Raw genomic sequence first — 16,171 nt, 5'->3', positions numbered from 1 at the left:
CCGGACACTGACGAGAACGGCAAGCCACTCACGCCACGGCGCTTAGTGGTCCCCACCGTGGCTCAGCGCAGGCCCAGCCACAACGCCAGACCCAGCCCGCCGAGTCCCACCGCGATACGCAGGGGCCCGGCGGGCAGTCGTTTCACCACCGGCGGGCCGCACCACCCGCCCAGCAGGCACCCGATCGCCATCGCCAGTGCCGCCCACCAGTGCACCGGGCCGAAGATCATGAATCCGACCGCGGCCACGGTGTTGGCGATTCCGAGGAACAGCGACTTCGACAGTGCCGCACGCCATAACGGTTCGCTGGTGACCACCAGGAGCAGCGCCAGGATCATGATGCCGGCACCGGCGCCGAAGTACCCGCCGTAGATGCCGATGATCGCCACCCCGACCACGAACACCCAGGGCCGGTCCTCGTGGCTGGTGGCCCATCGCCGCAGCATCGGTTGCACCAGAAGGGCAATCGCGGCGATCGCGACGAGATAGGGCACAATCACCTCGAACGCCCCGGCCGGTGTCACCAGCAGCAGCACCGCCCCGGCCACGCCGCCGATCAACGACGCGATGCTGCCTCCGACGAGTTGACGACGATCGCCGTCGAGTAATGCGCGACCCGACTGGGCCGTACTGCCCACTCCCACCGCGACAAGGGCGACGGTGTTGGTAACGTTCGCCGCGATCGGTGGCAGACCGACGGCGAGCAGAGCCGGGTAGCTGACCACCGACGCCAGGCCGGTGATGTAGCCGATCAGGCCGGCGCCGAATCCGGCGACGACCAGCAGAGCCAGGTCAGTGAGCGAAATGCCGTGCCCCGGTGAGGTACAGGGTCACACCGGCGTCCGCGGCCGCCGCGATGACCTCGTTGTCGCGGATCGAACCGCCGGGCTGCACAACCGCTTTCACGCCGGCGGTCAACAGCACCTGCAGGCCGTCCGGGAAGGGGAAGAACGCATCGGAGGCACCGACGCTGCCGGCGGCCCGGTCACCGGCACGCGTGACGGCGAGATGCGCGGAGTCGACGCGATTGACCTGCCCCATACCCACGCCGACCGATGCGCCGTCCGACGCCAGCAGAATCGCATTGGACTTCACCGAACGGCACGCGCGCCAAGCGAACTCGAGGTCGGCTAGGGTGGCGGCATCGGCGGCCTCGCCGGCGGCGAGCGTCCAGTTGGCCGGGTTGTCACCGTCGGCGTCGAGAACATCGCGCTGCTGGACGAGCAGGCCGCCCGAAACAGGTTTGGTCTCCAGACCGCCGCCGGTCGGTGGTGTCGCGACGAGCACCCGGATGTTCTTCTTGCGCGTCAGCACCGACAGCGCGCCATCGGCGAAGCCGGGCGCGATGATGACCTCGGTGAAGATCTCCGCGACCTGCTCGGCCATCTCGACAGTGATCTCACGGTTTGCTGCGATCACGCCACCGTAGGCGCTGACCGGGTCGCAGGCGTGCGCCTTGCGATGGGCCTCGGCGATGTCGGCGCCGACGGCGATCCCACATGGGTTGGCGTGCTTGATGATCGCGACCGCCGGGGCGTCGAAGTCGTGTGCGCTGCGCCACGCGGCGTCGGAGTCGGTGTAGTTGTTGTAACTCATCTCCTTGCCGTGCAACTGTTCGGCATTCGCCAGACCGCCGCCGGACGCGTTGTCGAGGTACAGCGCAGCCGCCTGATGCGGGTTCTCGCCATACCGCAACACCGCGGACCGAGTCCAGGTCGCACCGGTCCACTCGGGGAACTCGGGATGCTCGGCGGCCGGCGCGACCACCGTCGACATCCACTCCGCGACCGCCACGTCGTAATCGGCGACGTGACGGAAAGCCTTGGCGGCCAGTGCTTGTCGCTGCGCGAGGGTGAATCCGCCGGCACCGACGGCGTCGGTCAGGGCGGCGTAGTCGACGGGATCGACGACGACCGCCACCGACGGATGGTTCTTGGCGGCGCTGCGCACCATGGCCGGGCCACCGATGTCGATCTGCTCGATGCACTCGTCGGGGCCGGCGCCCGAGGCCACCGTCTCGGTGAACGGGTACAGGTTGCCGACCATCAGATCGAAAGCGGCGATGCCCAATTCGTCGAGCTGGGCGACGTGGGAGTCCTTGCGGGTGTCGGCGAGCATCCCGGCGTGCACGTTGGGGTGCAGCGTCTTCACCCGGCCGTCGAGGCACTCGGGGAACCCGGTCACCTCCGACACCTCCACCACCGGCACCCCCGCCCCCGCGATGGTCTTGGCGGTGGACCCGGTGGACACCAGTTCCACCCCCGCAGCGTGCAGTGCGGTCGCCAGATCCACCAGACCCGTCTTGTCGTAGACACTCACCAGTGCCCTGCGGATCGGCCGCCGGGCGGCGGATTGCTGGGGGCGTGCGGGATCAGTGGCGTTCACGGAATGCGGGCCTTTCGTCCGTCGATGTCAACTCCATGGGTGACGAGGGCCGTCACCACGTCGGCGAGCAGAACACGCTCCACCGTCTTGATTCGTTCGTGCAGGGTGTCCACGTCGTCGTCGGGCTCCACCTCGACGACCTGCTGGGCCAGGATGGGTCCGGTATCGATGCCGTCGTCGACGAGATGCACCGTCGCGCCGGTCACCTTCACCCCGTAGGCCAGCGCCTCGGCCACACCGTGCGCACCGGGAAACGACGGCAGCAACGCGGGATGACTGTTGACCACCCGTCCGCCGAAGCAAGCGAGGAACTCCGGCCCGAGGATCTTCATGAAGCCGGCGGTCACCACCCATTCGGGGGCGTATGCGGCGACGGATTCGGTCAGTGCGCGATCCCAGGCCGCGCGATCGGGATGATCACCGAGCCGGCAGCGGATGTGCGCGATGCCGCGCTCCGCGGCAATCTGTTCCGCACGGCATTCGCGATCGGTCACCACGGCCGCGATGTCGAACGGTGTGGCGGGCGCGGCCGCGCGATCGAGCAGTGATCCCAGCAGCGACCCGGTCCCCGAGGCCATCACCACCACGGATACGCGGCGGCCCGGCGTAGCCGAATCGGGGGCGGTGATCACGGCATTGAGCGTAGTCGGAGCGCTCGGCGACGCCGATCGGGGGTTGGTGGCGGTCCTGTCGTCGGCGTTTGCGTTCCGTATGACAAAAGGTCCGGATTCCGAACCAAACGTCATACAGAACGCGAAGCCTCGGCTCAGCCGTCACCCCGACGATTCGCCGGATACAGATCGTAGGCCTCGTCGTCATCGAGGATCTCCAGGTCCTCGGGACGCACACCCGCGCGCGGGCGCGGCGCTGGCTCGGGCTCCGATGGCTCGTCGTCGGCGTCATCATGGTCGTCGGCGTCATCAGGGTCGTCGACGACGTCCTCATCTTCATAGTCGTACTCGTCGCCGTACTCGCCGTCGTCCCCGTACTCACCGTCGAGCTCGGCGTCACTGACGATCACGTAGTCGTCGTCGAAGGATTCGTCGTCCCAGTCGGGCAGGGGGTCAGACGCGTCGACGGCGTCGGCGCGCGCGAGTCTGGTCGCCGGCAGCAACCCGTAGATGACCGCGGTGAGCATGCCGACCACGACGATCCAGCCGAGGGTGTACACACACGCCGATGACACGGTGATACCGACGTCGCCGAACTCGCCGAGTTGCCCGCCCGCGACGGCGCTCAGGACCGCGATGATCGATGCCGCAACGGCACCGGCGACCCCCACCGAACGCACGTTGGCGAGCGGATCGATGTCACGGCACCGCCAGGCGACGACTCCGGCGACCGCCAGCGGGACCACGAAACCGAGCAGTCCCAGGCTTCCCGCCCCCGGCACATCGGGCAGGACGGCCAGCACCGGTACCGGCGGGAGCGGACCACCGTGGACCGCGAACAGATCGAAGCCGGCCGACCCGACGTGGGCGTCGGACCCGACGAGCACCGCGACCGCACCGACCATCAGGTTGGGGAGATACAGCAGCGAGAGCATCGTCAGCCCGAGGTAACCGTCGAAGCCGTTGCCGGTCTCGAGCAGCTGTCCCAGCATGTCGTGGCGCATCACCAGCCGCACCGTCACCAGCACCGCGCCGACGACGAAAAGCATGAGTACCGCAGCCAGCCCCCATCGGACACCGCGACGGTCGGCCGCGGACAGCCGACGACGAAGCGCCGGGTCGCGTCGGCGACTCCAGGCGATCCCCCCGACGGCGCCGGCCACATGAATGCCGAGCGTGTAGGCAAAGGCGAGCAGCGGATTCGGCGATTGGACGGGCAGCACCGTGGCCCCGTCCATCACCACGGCCAACGACATCGCCGTGATCAGCAAGGGCCCGGCCACTGCCGACAGCGCCACCGCCACCAGTTCCGACGGCGCGCGACGCCCGTGCGCGGCCCGCGCGCACAACCGTCCGGTGGCAGCCACCACCACGAGGGTGGGCAGCAGCGGCAGCACACCGATCGTCACGCCGCTGAGCGTCACCGGCACCTGGTGAATGGCGAGCCAACAGGAGGCGACCGCGGTACCGAGCCCGGTCATCGAACTGCCCGCCATCAGCAGGACGGTCAGGACCACGATGGCCAGCACCACCAGCGCGATCGCGGGGACCGCGAAGGCCACCAGCACGAGTTCGCGTGCCGACCCGTCCGACGCATCCCGTTGCGCACGATGGGATCGCCGCAGCCGGCGCAGCTGCGACGCCAGGTTCTCGGTGGTCTGCGTCGTGGAGAAGGTGGGCATCGATTACGAGGTTCGCACGATCGTTCTCGCGTGCCTCGTAGACGCGCCGCGTCACGGCCTGAGAAGACAGTGTGATCACCGCGACGGTACCCGCCACACGCGAGCGGCCCCGCCCGGATGTTTGTTCCCGGGCGGGGCCGCATGCGTGGACGTCAGTTGCCCTGTGGGGGCTCCGGACGCTTGTAGACCGTGGTTGCGTGGTCGGTGCCCGACGACGCGTCGCCGGCGGCCGACTCACCCGCCTGCGGGGACCCGGCCGAACCGCTGTCCGACGAGGCGTCGCCCGCCGAGTATCCCGACGACGGAGCAGCCTGGGCCTGCCCGTAAGGCGATCCGTAGGGCTGCGAATAGGGCTGCTGCGCATACGACTGACCGGACGAGTACTGCGTCTCGTAGTTCCCCTGCGCGGTGGACTCGCCATAGGACCCCTGCGCCGAGTCGGTGGCCTGCGGCTGCGACGTGTACGCCGAAGCCGCCTGACCCTGACCGGCACCGGTGCCATAGGCGGTGGTCTGTCCCTCGCCGTAGCCGGCGGTCTCCGCCGGCGCCGCCGAGGTGCCCGTACCCGTCGAGGCGGCCGTGACACCGGCCGCGGCTGCACCCGCGCCGGGTGCAACCTTCACGAGCCCGGCTTCGATGATCAGCCAGAAGATGGCGATCAGAGCCATCAGGATGGCCAGGATCAGCAGGATGATGGCACCGGCACCGGTGTCGCTGTCGTCCGTGGCGAACTGGAAGATCACGATGAAGGCGGCAGCGACCGTGAGTGCGGCGACCACCGGTGCGGCCCGGTAGGCGATCTTCGGGATCAGCGTGACGAGCGCCAGCAGACCGGCCACCACGACCAGCGCGTACGGAACCGCGTAGTTCGAGTCGAAGACCTTGATCGAACTCGACGAGTACGACGACTCGTAGCTCCAGGCGGTGGCGAAGCCGCAGAACAGCACGATCAGCCCGAACAGGCCGAGCGCACCGGCGACGATGACCGGCGTGATCGCGGGCAGACCCTGGCTGGGTGCGGGCTGGGCGTAGCCGTACCCGTAGCCTTGCTGGCCGTAACCCTGCTGGCCGTAGCCCTGCTGGCCATAGGACTGCTGACCGTAGGACTGATCACCGTACTGCTGGCCATACGGCTGCTGGCCGTACTGCCCGTAGGACTGCTGCCCCGAATCCTGCTGGCCGGAGCCCGACTGCGCAGAGGGGTCGGTGTACTGGCCGTAGGGCTGGGAACCGGATTGTGCGGCACCGGACTCCTGCGACCCGGCCTGCGGGTAACCCGCCTGACCGCCCTGGCCGTAGGTCTGGCCGGACCCGGGCTGCTGCCCGTATCCCCCGGACTGATAGCTCATGTGTTCTCTCCTGCTCGCGGATCGGTGGAGTAACAGGTGACTACTTGTCTGTGCACACGCTACCGTCGTCGTCCCGCGAGGCGACACCGTCTCCTCCGTGGCGGGCCGGAGAGCACCACCACGTGACCGCCCGCAGTGCGCTCACCAGCGGTGTTCGCGTCCCCGGGCGGCGTACCAGTCGATCAGCGCGAAATCGTCGACGGCCTTCGGGTCGACGTTGACCTCGGCGTGACCGGCCAGGATGGCGGTGATGGGCACCTCGAGCTTCTTGCCGGTACGCGTGTGCGGAATCCCCGGCGCCTCGATCACCTCATCCGGGACATGTCGCGGCGACAACCGGCGTCGGATCTCCGACGCGATGCGGGCGCGCAGATCGTCGTCGAGCGTCGCGCCCGGCACCAGCGTGACGAACAACGGCATCCAATAGGCGCCGCCGGGGCCGTCGACGCCGAGGACAAAGCCCTCCGCGATCTCGTCGAGGCCCTCGACGACCTCGTAGATGTCGGCCGACCCCATCCGGATGCCCTGCCGATTGAGGGTGGCGTCGCTGCGGCCGTGGATGATCAGCGATCCGCGCTCGGTCACCGTCACCCAGTCACCGTGCCGCCACACCGGGCCGTCCGGTCCGTCACCCTCCCATTCGTGTTCGAAATAGGCTGCGCGATAGCGTGATCCGTCGTCGTCACGCCAGAATCCGACCGGCATCGACGGCATCGGCGCGGTCACCACCATCTCGCCGACCTCACCGATCCACGGGGTGGCATCGGGCGCCCAGCTCTCCAGTGCCACCCCGAGATAGCGAACCGACAGCTCACCCGCGACCACCGGCTCACCTTGCGACCCGCCCGCGAACGCCGTCACCACGTCGGTGCCGCCGCTGATCGACGAGATCGGCAGGCCGGCTTTGACATTGTCGTCGACCCAGGTGAACAGGTCGCTCGCCAACGACGACCCGGTACTGCCCAGGGTGCGCAACGCCGACAAGTCGTGGTCGCGTCCGGGTGCCAGGCCCGCCTTGCGGGAGGCCTGCAGCTGCCCGGGACTGGTGCCGAAATAGGTCACGTGCTCGTCGGCGACGATCTGCCACAGCCGATCGGCGTCGGGATACAGCGGCGACCCGCTGTAACAGACAATGCGTGCGCCCACGAGCAGCCCGGCCACCTGGTAGTTCCACATCATCCAGCTCAGAGCCGTCTGCCAGAAGAACACGTCGCCCGGCCCCAGACCGCCGTGCAGTCCGGCCGCCTTGAGGTGTTCGATCACCACTCCGCCGTGGCCGTGCACGATGCCCTTGGGGCGCCCGGTGGTACCCGAGCTGAACAGGACCCACAGCGGATGATCGAAGGCGACCGCGCGCGGTGCCGGAGCCGACACCTCACGCTCGGCCGCCTCCCGATACGACAGCACCGCGAGCTGCGGATCGGATTGTGCGGCAACCTCTCCCGTGCCCACGACGATGTGCCCCCGCAATCCGGGAAGCAGCGCGGCCAGGGCAGCGCTGTCGGCCGCCTTGTCGATGTTCTTGCCGTTGTAGCGGTATCCGTCACACGAGAACAGCACCCTGGGTTCGAGCTGTGCCAGGCGGCCCGCGGCCCCTCCCGGCGCGTAGTCCTGTCCGCAGCCCGACCAGATGGCGCCCAGACTGGCCGTGGCCAGAAAGGCGATGACGGCCTCGGGGATGTCGGGAAGATAGGCGGCCACCACATCTCCCTCCCCCACACCGAGTTCGGCCAGTGTGGCCGCCAGCGCACCGACCATCGAGGGCAACGTAGACCAGGCGATCTCGGTGCGTGCACCCGTCTCGTCGACACCGACGATCGCCGCGCCCGGCAGATCCGCATGCCGCAGGATCTGTTCGACGTAGTTCAGCCGGATGTCGGGAAACCAACGGGCGCCGGGCATCCGGTCATCGGCGAGTACCGCGGCGTCACCGTCACCGAGGGGCGCCGCCGCGATGGCATCGAGATCGAAGAAATCCCACACCGCGCGCCAGAAGGCCGCCGGCGAGTCCACCGACCACTGCCAGAGCGCGTCGTAACCCTCGCCGACGTCGATGCCGTTGTCGTGCAGGTGTTGCAGGAAGGATTGCACGGTGGGTTCGCTCATCGAAGATGCTCGAGGATCTCGGCCGCCTCTTCGCGCATCGCGACTTTACGCACCTTCCCGGTCACCGTCATCGGGAACTCCTTGACCACGTGCACATACCGCGGGATCTTGTGGTGGGCGATCTTGCCTGTCGCGAACTCGCGGACGTCTTCGGCGGTCAGATCGGTGGCCGGTTTACGCAACCGCACCCACGCCATCAGTTCCTCGCCGTACTTCTCGTCGGGCACCCCGATCACCTGGGCGTCGAGGATGTCGGGATGGGTGTAGAGGAACTCCTCGATCTCGCGCGGGTAGATGTTCTCGCCGCCGCGGATCACCATGTCCTTGATGCGTCCGGTGATGGCCACGTAGCCGTCGGGCGCCATCACCGCGAGGTCGCCGGTGTGCATCCAGCCGTCGCCGTCGATGGCCTCCGCGGTCTTCTCCGGCTGATTCCAGTAGCCCTTCATGACGCTGTACCCGCGCGTGCAGAACTCGCCGGTTTCGCCGCGCGGCAACGTTTCTCCGGTGACGGGGTCGACCACCTTGATCTCCAGATGCGGACCCACCCGCCCCACGGTGGTGACGCGCAGTTCCAGCGGGTCGTCGACGCGGGTCTGCGTCGACACCGGCGACGTCTCGGTCATGCCGTAGCAGATCGACACCTGCCCCATGTTCATCCGGTCGATGACCTGACGCATCACGTGTTCGGGACACGGTGAGCCGGCCATGATCCCGGTGCGCAGTGACGACAGGTCGTGCGATGCCCCACCGTCGAGCAGCGCGAGTTCGGCGATGAACATGGTGGGCACGCCGTAGAGACTGGTGCAGCGGTACTCGGCGACCGCCCGTAGCGTGGCCTCCGGGTCGAAGGCGGGGGCCGGGATCACCATGGCCGCACCGTGACTGGTGGCCGCGAGGTTGCCCATGACCATCCCGAAGCAGTGATAGAAGGGCACCGGGATGCAGATACGGTCGGCGTCGGTGTAGTTGAGCAACTCCCCCACCAGGTAGCCGTTGTTGCCGATGTTGCGGTGGGTCAGCGTGGCACCCTTGGGGAATCCGGTTGTGCCGGAAGTGTATTGGATGTTGATCGCGTCGTCGGGCGAGAGCGTCGCCGCGACGTCGGCCACCTGCGCCAACTCGGCGTCGGTGGGGTCCGCGGTCAACTCATCCCACTGCGACGAGGAGAACAGCACCACCTCACGCAGTTCGGGACACTTCGGCCGGGCCTCGTCGAGCATCTGCGCATAGGCGGAGTCTTTGAACCGTTCGGCGGCGATCACGACGCCGATCTCCGACTGCGCCAGCGCGTATTCCACCTCGTTCTGCCGGTAGGCCGGGTTGATGTTGACCAGGATCGCGCCGATCTCGGCGGTCGCGTACTGGGTGAACACCCACTCGTATCGGTTCGGGGACCACACTCCCACGCGATCGCCGACACCCACGCCGAGCCGCAGCAGCCCAGCCGCCAGCGCGCGTACCTCCCGGTGGAATTCACGATAGGTCCACTGCCGCCCGGCCGCCGCGTCCACCAGTGCGACGTTGTCCGGGTAGGCCTCGACGGTGAAGGCCAGCGTGGCCCCGATGGTCTCGGTCAGCAGCGCGGGGTTCTCTTCGCCACGCGCATAGGCCAATTCGGTCATGTTCTCGCTCCGATTCTCATTCGGTGGTGTCGGGAGATGCCGCGTTGACTCTGGTCAGGACGACCTCTGCCTGCCGCAGGACCGGACCGTCGATCATCTGTCCGTCGAGGCTGAACACGCCACCGCCGGCGGCCGCCGATCCGTCGACGACCCGCCTGGCCCAGTCGATCTCGTCGTCGGACGGCCGGTACCCGTCGCGGACGTAGGGCACCTGGGAGGGATGGATGCAGGCGGTCGCGGTGTACCCGAGAGCCACCGCGTCACGCACCTCGTCGATGAGGCCGGCGGTGTCGTTGATGTCGAGGTGGACCGAATCGATCGAGAATTTGCCGTGGGCCGCGGCCGCGATGCGGGTCATCGAACGCACCCAGCGGGCGACGTCGCGGTACTGCCCCGGGTGTTTCTCGTCGGGGCCAAAGCGGCTCGACTTCCCACCGAGACCGGCCACCAGATCCTCGGCGCCCCACATCAACCCGATGCAGTTGACGGTTTCGGCGATCTCGTGGGCGCGGGTCGCGCCGAGCGGGGTCTCGATGAGCGCGATCGTCTGCAGCGAGGTGTCGAGGATCGACGCCGTGTCCTGCGCCTTGGCCTGCATGACGACGCGGTAGTTGGTCTCGACGACGGCGGCGAGGTCACGGCGGTAGTCGCCGGTGCCCGCCGGGTTGATCCGCACCACGGTCCGGTCCGGATCGATCGGATGCGCGATCATCGCCTCACGGGCGGCCACCCGGTTCTCCGGTGCGACCGCATCCTCGAGGTCGAGGATCACCACATCGGCCCGCTCCATCGCCTTCTCGTACCGGTCAGGGCGATCGGCCGGACAGAAAAGCATCGCCGGCCCGGGAGGCAGCCATGCGCTGGTCAGTTGTGCTGCGACGCTGATAGGGGCGTCGAATTGCATTCGCTCACTCCTGTTTCTTGCGCACCAGCGTCGCCCGGGCCGCCCGGGCGACCACCTCGCCGTGCTGGTTGCGACCGATGTGCGTCAAGTTCACCACGCCCTCACCGGGCCGCGACCGCGATTCACGCTTGCCGGTGCATTCGGTTTCCGCGTACAGGGTGTCGCCGGCGAACAGCGGCGCCGGAAACGCGACCTCGGAGAACCCGAGATTGGCCACCAGGGTGCCCTGGGTCAGTTGCGACACCGACAGCCCGACGATGGTCGAGAGGGTGAACATCGAGTTGATCAGCCGCTGCCCACCGAAGCCGGGCTGCTGCGCCGACCACGCCGCGTCGAGATGCAGGGCCTGCGTGTTCATGGTCAGCGTCGTGAAGAGCACGTTGTCGGCCTCGGTCACCGTCCGGCCCGGCCGGTGCTCGTAGACGGTGCCCTCCTCGAACTCGTCGAACCACAGTCCGCGTTGGACGATCCGCTGCGGCTCACTCATGCGAACCCCAATTCCCGGGCGATCAGCATGAGTTGCACCTCGGTGGTGCCCTCACCGATCTCGAGGATCTTGGAGTCACGGTAGTGCCGGGCCACCGGGTACTCGTTCATGAAGCCATACCCGCCGTGAATCTGGGTGGCCATCCGCGCGTTGTCCATCGCTGCCTCACTCGCGATCATCTTCGCGATGGAGGCCTCCTTCTTGAACGGCTTGCCCGCCAGCATCTTTGCCGCCGCATCGTAGTAGGCGGTACGGGCGACGTGGGCCCGGGCCTCCATCCGGGCGATCGCAAACGACACCGACTGGTACTCGCCGATCGGCTTGCCGAAGGACTTGCGATCCTTGGCATACTTCACGCTTTCGTCGACGCAGCCCTGGGCGACACCGGTGGCCAGCGCGGCGATCGCGATACGTCCCTCGTCGAGGATGGACAGGAAGTTCGCGTAGCCGCGGCCCCGGGTACCGAGCAGGTTCTCCTTGGGCACACGCACATCGGCGAACGAGAGCGGGTGGGTGTCCGACGCGTTCCAGCCGACCTTGTTGTAGGGCGGCTCGGCGGTGAATCCGGGGGTGCCCGACGGCACGATGATGGTCGAGATCTCCTTGCGGCCATCGTCTTTGGTGCCCGTCACGGCGGTGACGGTGACCAGCGAGGTGATGTCGGTGCCCGAGTTGGTGATGAACTGCTTGGCGCCGTTGATGATCCACGAATCGCCGTCGTCCTTGGCGGTGGTCGCGGTGGCCCCCGCATCGGAGCCGGCGCCGGGTTCGGTCAGTCCGAAGCCGGCCAGCGCCCGCGCCGAGGTGAGATCGGGCAGATACTGCTGCTTCTGCTCCTCACTGCCGAACCGGAAGATCGGCATCGCCCCGAGACTGACGCCGGCCTCCAGGGTGATGGCGACCGACTGATCCACCTTGCCGAGTTCCTCGAGCGCGAGCGACAGGGCGAAGTAATCGCCACCCATGCCGCCGTACTCCTCGGGGAACGGCAGGCCGAAGAGCCCCATCTGACCCATCTGGGCGATGACCTCGTACGGAAAGCTGTGCTCGGCATCGTGTTTGGCCGACACCGGTGCCACCACCGACTGCGCGAAGTCGCGCACGCTGGCGATGAGGTCGGTGTACTCCTGAGTGAGTTCCATCAGTTCTCCTGAGCTGCTTGTGCGGGGTCTGCTTGAACATGAGCGAGTGCCTGACCCGCGGATACCTTGTCGCCGACCTTGACTGTGAGCGCGACGGTTCCGTCGATCGGCGCGGTCAGCGCGTGTTCCATCTTCATGGCCTCCACCACCACGACCGCGGTGCCGGCGGTGACCTCGGCGCCGTCCTCGATGCCGACGGCCACCACGGTTCCGGGCATCGGGCTGAGGATCTCACCGGCGTTGTCTGCGGCGGCCTCGTCGAGGATCGGGCGGGCCAGCGCGAGCTGCCAGGTTCCGTGCGGCCCGGCCACCCACCAGGTGTCCCCGACCAGTGCCGACGTCCAGGACTGGCTCACGCCGTCGACGACGAGGCGCCCGGTGCGGTCACCGCGGCTTCTGACCGGCCGATACTGCACCGCGGCCCGCCATGGCTCCCCCGGGGTTTCTGCTTCTGCCTCGACCGTCACCTCACCCGTCAGCGTCTGCTCGTCGGCGGCGTCCACCCGCGCCGACACCGTGAAGTGCTCGCCACCGCTGACCAGCCGGGTCACCACCGAGGCGCGCCCGCCGATCCGCCACCCGACCGACGACTGCCATACGTCGCCGCGGTCACGGGTACCGATCCGGGCCAGGCCGGCAAGCGCGAGAGCCTCCGGAACAGGTTGGGGTGCTTGATAATCGACGACGAGTCGGTCGAGTAGTTCGGTGTCGAGCTCGGCGTCGACGACGGCCTGCTGTGCGAGCACGAACCGGCAGAAGTCGATGTTGGTGACCACGCCGAGCACCCGCGTGTGGGCCAGCGCGTGATCAAGACGTTCCAGGGCTTCCTCCCGGTCGCTGCCGTGGGCGATGACCTTGGCGAGCATCGGGTCGTAGTCGCTGCCGACCTCGAGGCCGGCGAGCATGGCCGAGTCGACCCGAATCCCGCTGTGCTCCTGCCCCTCGGGCTGCACCAGTGCCTCGATGCGACCTCCGGTCGGGAGGAAACCCGCGGCCGGGTCCTCGGCGTAGACGCGGGCCTCGATCGCGTGGCCGCGCAGCACGATGTCGTCCTGGGCGTAGCCGAGCTTCTCCCCGCGCGCCACCCGGATCTGCTGTTCCACCAGGTCGATTCCGGTGACCATCTCCGTCACGGGGTGCTCGACCTGCAGGCGGGTGTTCATCTCCATGAAGAAGAACTCGTCAGGCCGGTGCGCCGAGACGATGAATTCGACCGTACCCGCGCCGGTGTAGCCGACACTGCGGGCGGCGTCGCAGGCGGCGGCCCCGATGCGGGCGCGTGTGGTCTCATCGAGCAGGACCGACGGCGCCTCCTCGATGACCTTCTGATGCCGGCGCTGCAGCGAACATTCGCGTTCACCGAGGTGGATGACGTTGCCGTGCTGATCGGCGAGGACCTGCACCTCGATGTGGCGGGGTGTGTCGACGAAGTGCTCGAGGAACAGGGTGTCGTCGCCGAAGGCGGATGCCGCCTCGCGTCGGGCCCGGACCAGCGCGTCGGGCAGATCGTCGGCGTTCTCGACGCGGTGCATACCCTTGCCGCCACCGCCGGCACTCGGCTTGATGAGCACCGGGAAGCCGATGTCGGGGGCCGCCGCGATCAGTTCGTCGTCGGTGAGGCCGGGCCGGGACAGCCCGGGCACCACCGGAACGTCACGTTCGGTGACCGCGGCGCGGGCGGTGATCTTGTCGCCCATGGTTGCGATCGCCTGGGCCGGCGGTCCGATGAACGCGATGCCCGCCTCGGCGAGTGCGGCCGCGAATTTCTGGTTCTCGGAGAGGAATCCGTAGCCGGGATGAACCGCGTCGGCACCAGTCTGCCGCGCCGCGTCGACGACCTTGGCGATGTCGAGGTAACTCTGTGTGGCCGCGGCCGGCCCGATGCGGACCGCGACGTCGGCCTCGCGGACGTGGCGCGCGGTCGCGTCGGCGTCGGAGTAGACGGCGATGCTGCGAATTCCCATGCGGCGCAGGGTGTCGATGACGCGGCAGGCGATCTCGCCGCGGTTGGCCACCAGGACACTGCGAATGGGTCTGATCATGTCGGTCATGTCCTCACATCCGGAAGACGCCGTAGCGCGGATCGGTCAGTGGTGCGTATCGGCAGGTTTCGAGGGCCAGTCCGAGGAGATCACGGGTGTCGGCGGGATCGATGATGCCGTCGTCCCAGAGCCGCGCCGTCGAATAGTAGGCGTCGGATTGGCGTTCGAACTGATCGCGGATCGGCTTCTTGAACGTCTCCTCGTCGTCGGCCGACCAGTCCTGTCCGGACCGTTCGATCTGGTTGCGGCGCACCGTGGCCAGCGTGTCGGCCGCCTGCGGTCCGCCCATCACCGAGATCCGTGCGTTGGGCCAACTCCACAGGAAGCGCGGCGAGTAGGCCCGCCCGCACATCGAATAGTTGCCCGCGCCAAAGGAACCGCCGATCATCACGGTGAGCTTGGGGACTCGCGCACAGGCGACGGCGTTGACCATCTTGGCGCCGTTCTTCGCGATGCCGCCTTCCTCGTAGGCGCGGCCGACCATGAAGCCGGTGATGTTCTGCAGAAATACCAGCGGGATTCGACGCTGATCGCAGAGCTCGATGAAATGTGCTCCCTTGAGCGCGGATTCGCTGAACAGGACACCGTTGTTGGCGATGAAGCCCACCGGATGACCGTGCACATGCGCGAATGCGGTCACCAGGGTGGTGCCGTAGTTCTCTTTGAACTCATGGAATTGTCCTGCGTCGCTGATGATCTCGATGACCTTGCGGACATCGTAGGGGGTGCGGGAGTCGGTGGGGACGACGTCGTAGATGTCGGTCTGCGGGCGGATCGGGTCACGGGTGGGCACGGTCTCCCACTGCGCGGCCTCCCGCGGCCCCAGGGTGGCCACGATGTCGCGCACCTTGGCCAGCGCCTGCTGATCATTGTCGACGAGATGGTCGGTGACACCCGAGACCGACGAGTGCATCGCCCCGCCACCGAGATCCTCGGCGCTCACGTCCTCACCGGTGGCCGCCTTCACCAACGGCGGACCGGCCAGGAAGATCGTGCCCTGATTGCGCACGATGACGGTCTCGTCGCTCATCGCCGGGACGTAGGCGCCTCCGGCGGTCGACGACCCGAGGACGGCCGCGATCTGCGGGATGCCGGCGGCGCTCATCGTCGCCTGGTTGTAGAAGATGCGGCCGAAGTGGTCGCGGTCGGGGAAGACCTCGTCCTGGGCGAGAAGCATGGCGCCGCCGGAGTCGACGAGGTAGATGCACGGCAGCCGGTTGGCCGCGGCGATCTCCTGGGCGCGCAGATGCTTCTTCACGGTGATCGGGTAGTAGGTGCCGCCGGAGACCGTGGCGTCGTTCGCGACGATCATGCATTCGCGGCCGGCGATGCGGCCGACACCGGCGATGACCCCGGCGGACGGCGCCTTCTCGTCGTACATGCCGTAGGCGGCCAGCGGCGCGATCTCCACGAAGGGCGATCCGGCGTCGAGCACACCGTCGACACGGTCGCGAGGTAGCAGTTTTCCGCGAGCGACGTGCCGGTCGCGGGCCTTCTGCCCGCCGCCCTGCGCCACGGTGGACAGACGCTCACGCAGCGTCGCGACATTCTGCTCATGGGTGGCCCGGAAGCCCTCGAGCGTTGTGGTCACCATCGACCTCTCAGTTATTGACGATTAACTGAAACCGTACGATACACGAGCCGCAAGGAACTGTCAGCCGCTTGGCGGCAAACAGTGCGCCCACGCAACTTTCGTGCGTTCCACACCGCGCTACGTGACGCCGGTCACGTTCACCTCGTATCGTGGTGATGAGCCCGCCACCCCTGGGTTTCGCACAACCACGCCGCCGCGACGCCTCATCAACAGCCCACCGGCGACCTACACACGCAAAGGCCAG

Annotated in this window: 12 protein-coding genes; all 12 read right to left on the bottom strand. The window is 67.9% G+C overall.

All coding sequences use genetic code 11. The features are described 5' to 3' along the window. Positions 1-62 precede the first annotated feature (62 nt). Positions 63-806 (bottom strand): sulfite exporter TauE/SafE family protein, encoded by a 744-nt coding sequence (locus tag GBRO_RS06730; RefSeq protein ID WP_012833222.1) that lies wholly within the window; start codon positions 804-806, stop codon positions 63-65. Continuing rightward, positions 793-2,385 carry a bifunctional phosphoribosylaminoimidazolecarboxamide formyltransferase/IMP cyclohydrolase gene (gene purH / locus GBRO_RS06725; protein ID WP_012833221.1) on the bottom strand — a complete coding sequence of 531 codons (1,593 nt, stop codon included), beginning with the start codon at positions 2,383-2,385 and terminating at the stop codon, positions 793-795. The genes GBRO_RS06730 and purH overlap by 14 nt, the downstream gene beginning before the upstream one ends. Next, positions 2,382-2,963: a phosphoribosylglycinamide formyltransferase gene (gene purN / locus GBRO_RS06720; protein WP_218565800.1), complete on the bottom strand. Its 582-nt coding sequence runs from the start codon at positions 2,961-2,963 to the stop codon at positions 2,382-2,384. Before purN ends, purH begins: the two co-directional genes overlap by 4 nt. A gap of 188 nt (positions 2,964-3,151) precedes the next feature. Beyond that, entirely contained in the window at positions 3,152-4,678 is a 1,527-nt protein-coding gene (locus GBRO_RS06715) for a cell division protein PerM (RefSeq protein WP_012833219.1), read from the bottom strand. A gap of 152 nt (positions 4,679-4,830) precedes the next feature. After that, positions 4,831-6,027 (bottom strand): DUF5336 domain-containing protein, encoded by a 1,197-nt coding sequence (locus GBRO_RS06710; RefSeq protein WP_012833218.1) that lies wholly within the window; start codon positions 6,025-6,027, stop codon positions 4,831-4,833. Between the two features lie 141 nt (positions 6,028-6,168). Beyond that, positions 6,169-8,133 carry an acetoacetate--CoA ligase gene (locus tag GBRO_RS06705; RefSeq protein ID WP_012833217.1) on the bottom strand — a complete coding sequence of 655 codons (1,965 nt, stop codon included), beginning with the start codon at positions 8,131-8,133 and terminating at the stop codon, positions 6,169-6,171. After that, complete coding sequence (locus GBRO_RS06700) at positions 8,130-9,758, bottom strand: AMP-binding protein (protein WP_012833216.1); 1,629 nt, start codon at positions 9,756-9,758, stop codon at positions 8,130-8,132. The genes GBRO_RS06705 and GBRO_RS06700 overlap by 4 nt, the downstream gene beginning before the upstream one ends. Before the next feature lie 16 nt (positions 9,759-9,774). Further along, the gene (locus GBRO_RS06695) at positions 9,775-10,662 is read right to left on the bottom strand and encodes an HpcH/HpaI aldolase/citrate lyase family protein (protein WP_012833215.1); all 888 of its coding nucleotides are present in this window, start codon (positions 10,660-10,662) and stop codon (positions 9,775-9,777) included. 4 nt (positions 10,663-10,666) lie between these two features. Further along, entirely contained in the window at positions 10,667-11,149 is a 483-nt protein-coding gene (locus tag GBRO_RS06690; protein WP_012833214.1) for a MaoC family dehydratase, read from the bottom strand. Further along, positions 11,146-12,291: an acyl-CoA dehydrogenase family protein gene (locus tag GBRO_RS06685; RefSeq protein ID WP_012833213.1), complete on the bottom strand. Its 1,146-nt coding sequence runs from the start codon at positions 12,289-12,291 to the stop codon at positions 11,146-11,148. Before GBRO_RS06685 ends, GBRO_RS06690 begins: the two co-directional genes overlap by 4 nt. Next, positions 12,291-14,333: an acetyl/propionyl/methylcrotonyl-CoA carboxylase subunit alpha gene (locus GBRO_RS06680; RefSeq protein ID WP_012833212.1), complete on the bottom strand. Its 2,043-nt coding sequence runs from the start codon at positions 14,331-14,333 to the stop codon at positions 12,291-12,293. The genes GBRO_RS06685 and GBRO_RS06680 overlap by 1 nt, the downstream gene beginning before the upstream one ends. A 13-nt stretch (positions 14,334-14,346) precedes the next feature. Continuing rightward, positions 14,347-15,927, bottom strand: a complete 1,581-nt coding sequence (locus tag GBRO_RS06675) for a carboxyl transferase domain-containing protein (protein WP_012833211.1) — start codon at positions 15,925-15,927, stop codon at positions 14,347-14,349. Positions 15,928-16,171 lie beyond the last annotated feature (244 nt).

Source organism: Gordonia bronchialis DSM 43247, assembly GCF_000024785.1.
Taxonomy (GTDB): domain Bacteria; phylum Actinomycetota; class Actinomycetes; order Mycobacteriales; family Mycobacteriaceae; genus Gordonia; species Gordonia bronchialis.
Note: the sequence above shows the minus strand (reverse complement) of the source record. Positions and strands in the feature narration are given on the sequence as shown.

Bases quoted from the DNA above. Each gene is read 5' to 3' on its own strand.
- GBRO_RS06685 (WP_012833213.1), bottom strand. From the start codon at position 12,291: ATGGAACTCACTCAGGAGTACACCGACCTCATCGCCAGCGTGCGCGAC.
- GBRO_RS06695 (WP_012833215.1), bottom strand. From the start codon at position 10,662: ATGCAATTCGACGCCCCTATCAGCGTCGCAGCACAACTGACCAGCGCA.
- GBRO_RS06680 (WP_012833212.1), bottom strand. From the start codon at position 14,333: ATGATCAGACCCATTCGCAGTGTCCTGGTGGCCAACCGCGGCGAGATC.
- purN (WP_218565800.1), bottom strand. From the start codon at position 2,963: ATGGCCTCGGGGACCGGGTCGCTGCTGGGATCACTGCTCGATCGCGCG.
- GBRO_RS06675 (WP_012833211.1), bottom strand. From the start codon at position 15,927: ATGGTGACCACAACGCTCGAGGGCTTCCGGGCCACCCATGAGCAGAAT.
- GBRO_RS06715 (WP_012833219.1), bottom strand. From the start codon at position 4,678: ATGCCCACCTTCTCCACGACGCAGACCACCGAGAACCTGGCGTCGCAG.
- GBRO_RS06700 (WP_012833216.1), bottom strand. From the start codon at position 9,758: ATGACCGAATTGGCCTATGCGCGTGGCGAAGAGAACCCCGCGCTGCTG.
- GBRO_RS06705 (WP_012833217.1), bottom strand. From the start codon at position 8,133: ATGAGCGAACCCACCGTGCAATCCTTCCTGCAACACCTGCACGACAAC.
- GBRO_RS06690 (WP_012833214.1), bottom strand. From the start codon at position 11,149: ATGAGTGAGCCGCAGCGGATCGTCCAACGCGGACTGTGGTTCGACGAG.
- GBRO_RS06710 (WP_012833218.1), bottom strand. From the start codon at position 6,027: ATGAGCTATCAGTCCGGGGGATACGGGCAGCAGCCCGGGTCCGGCCAG.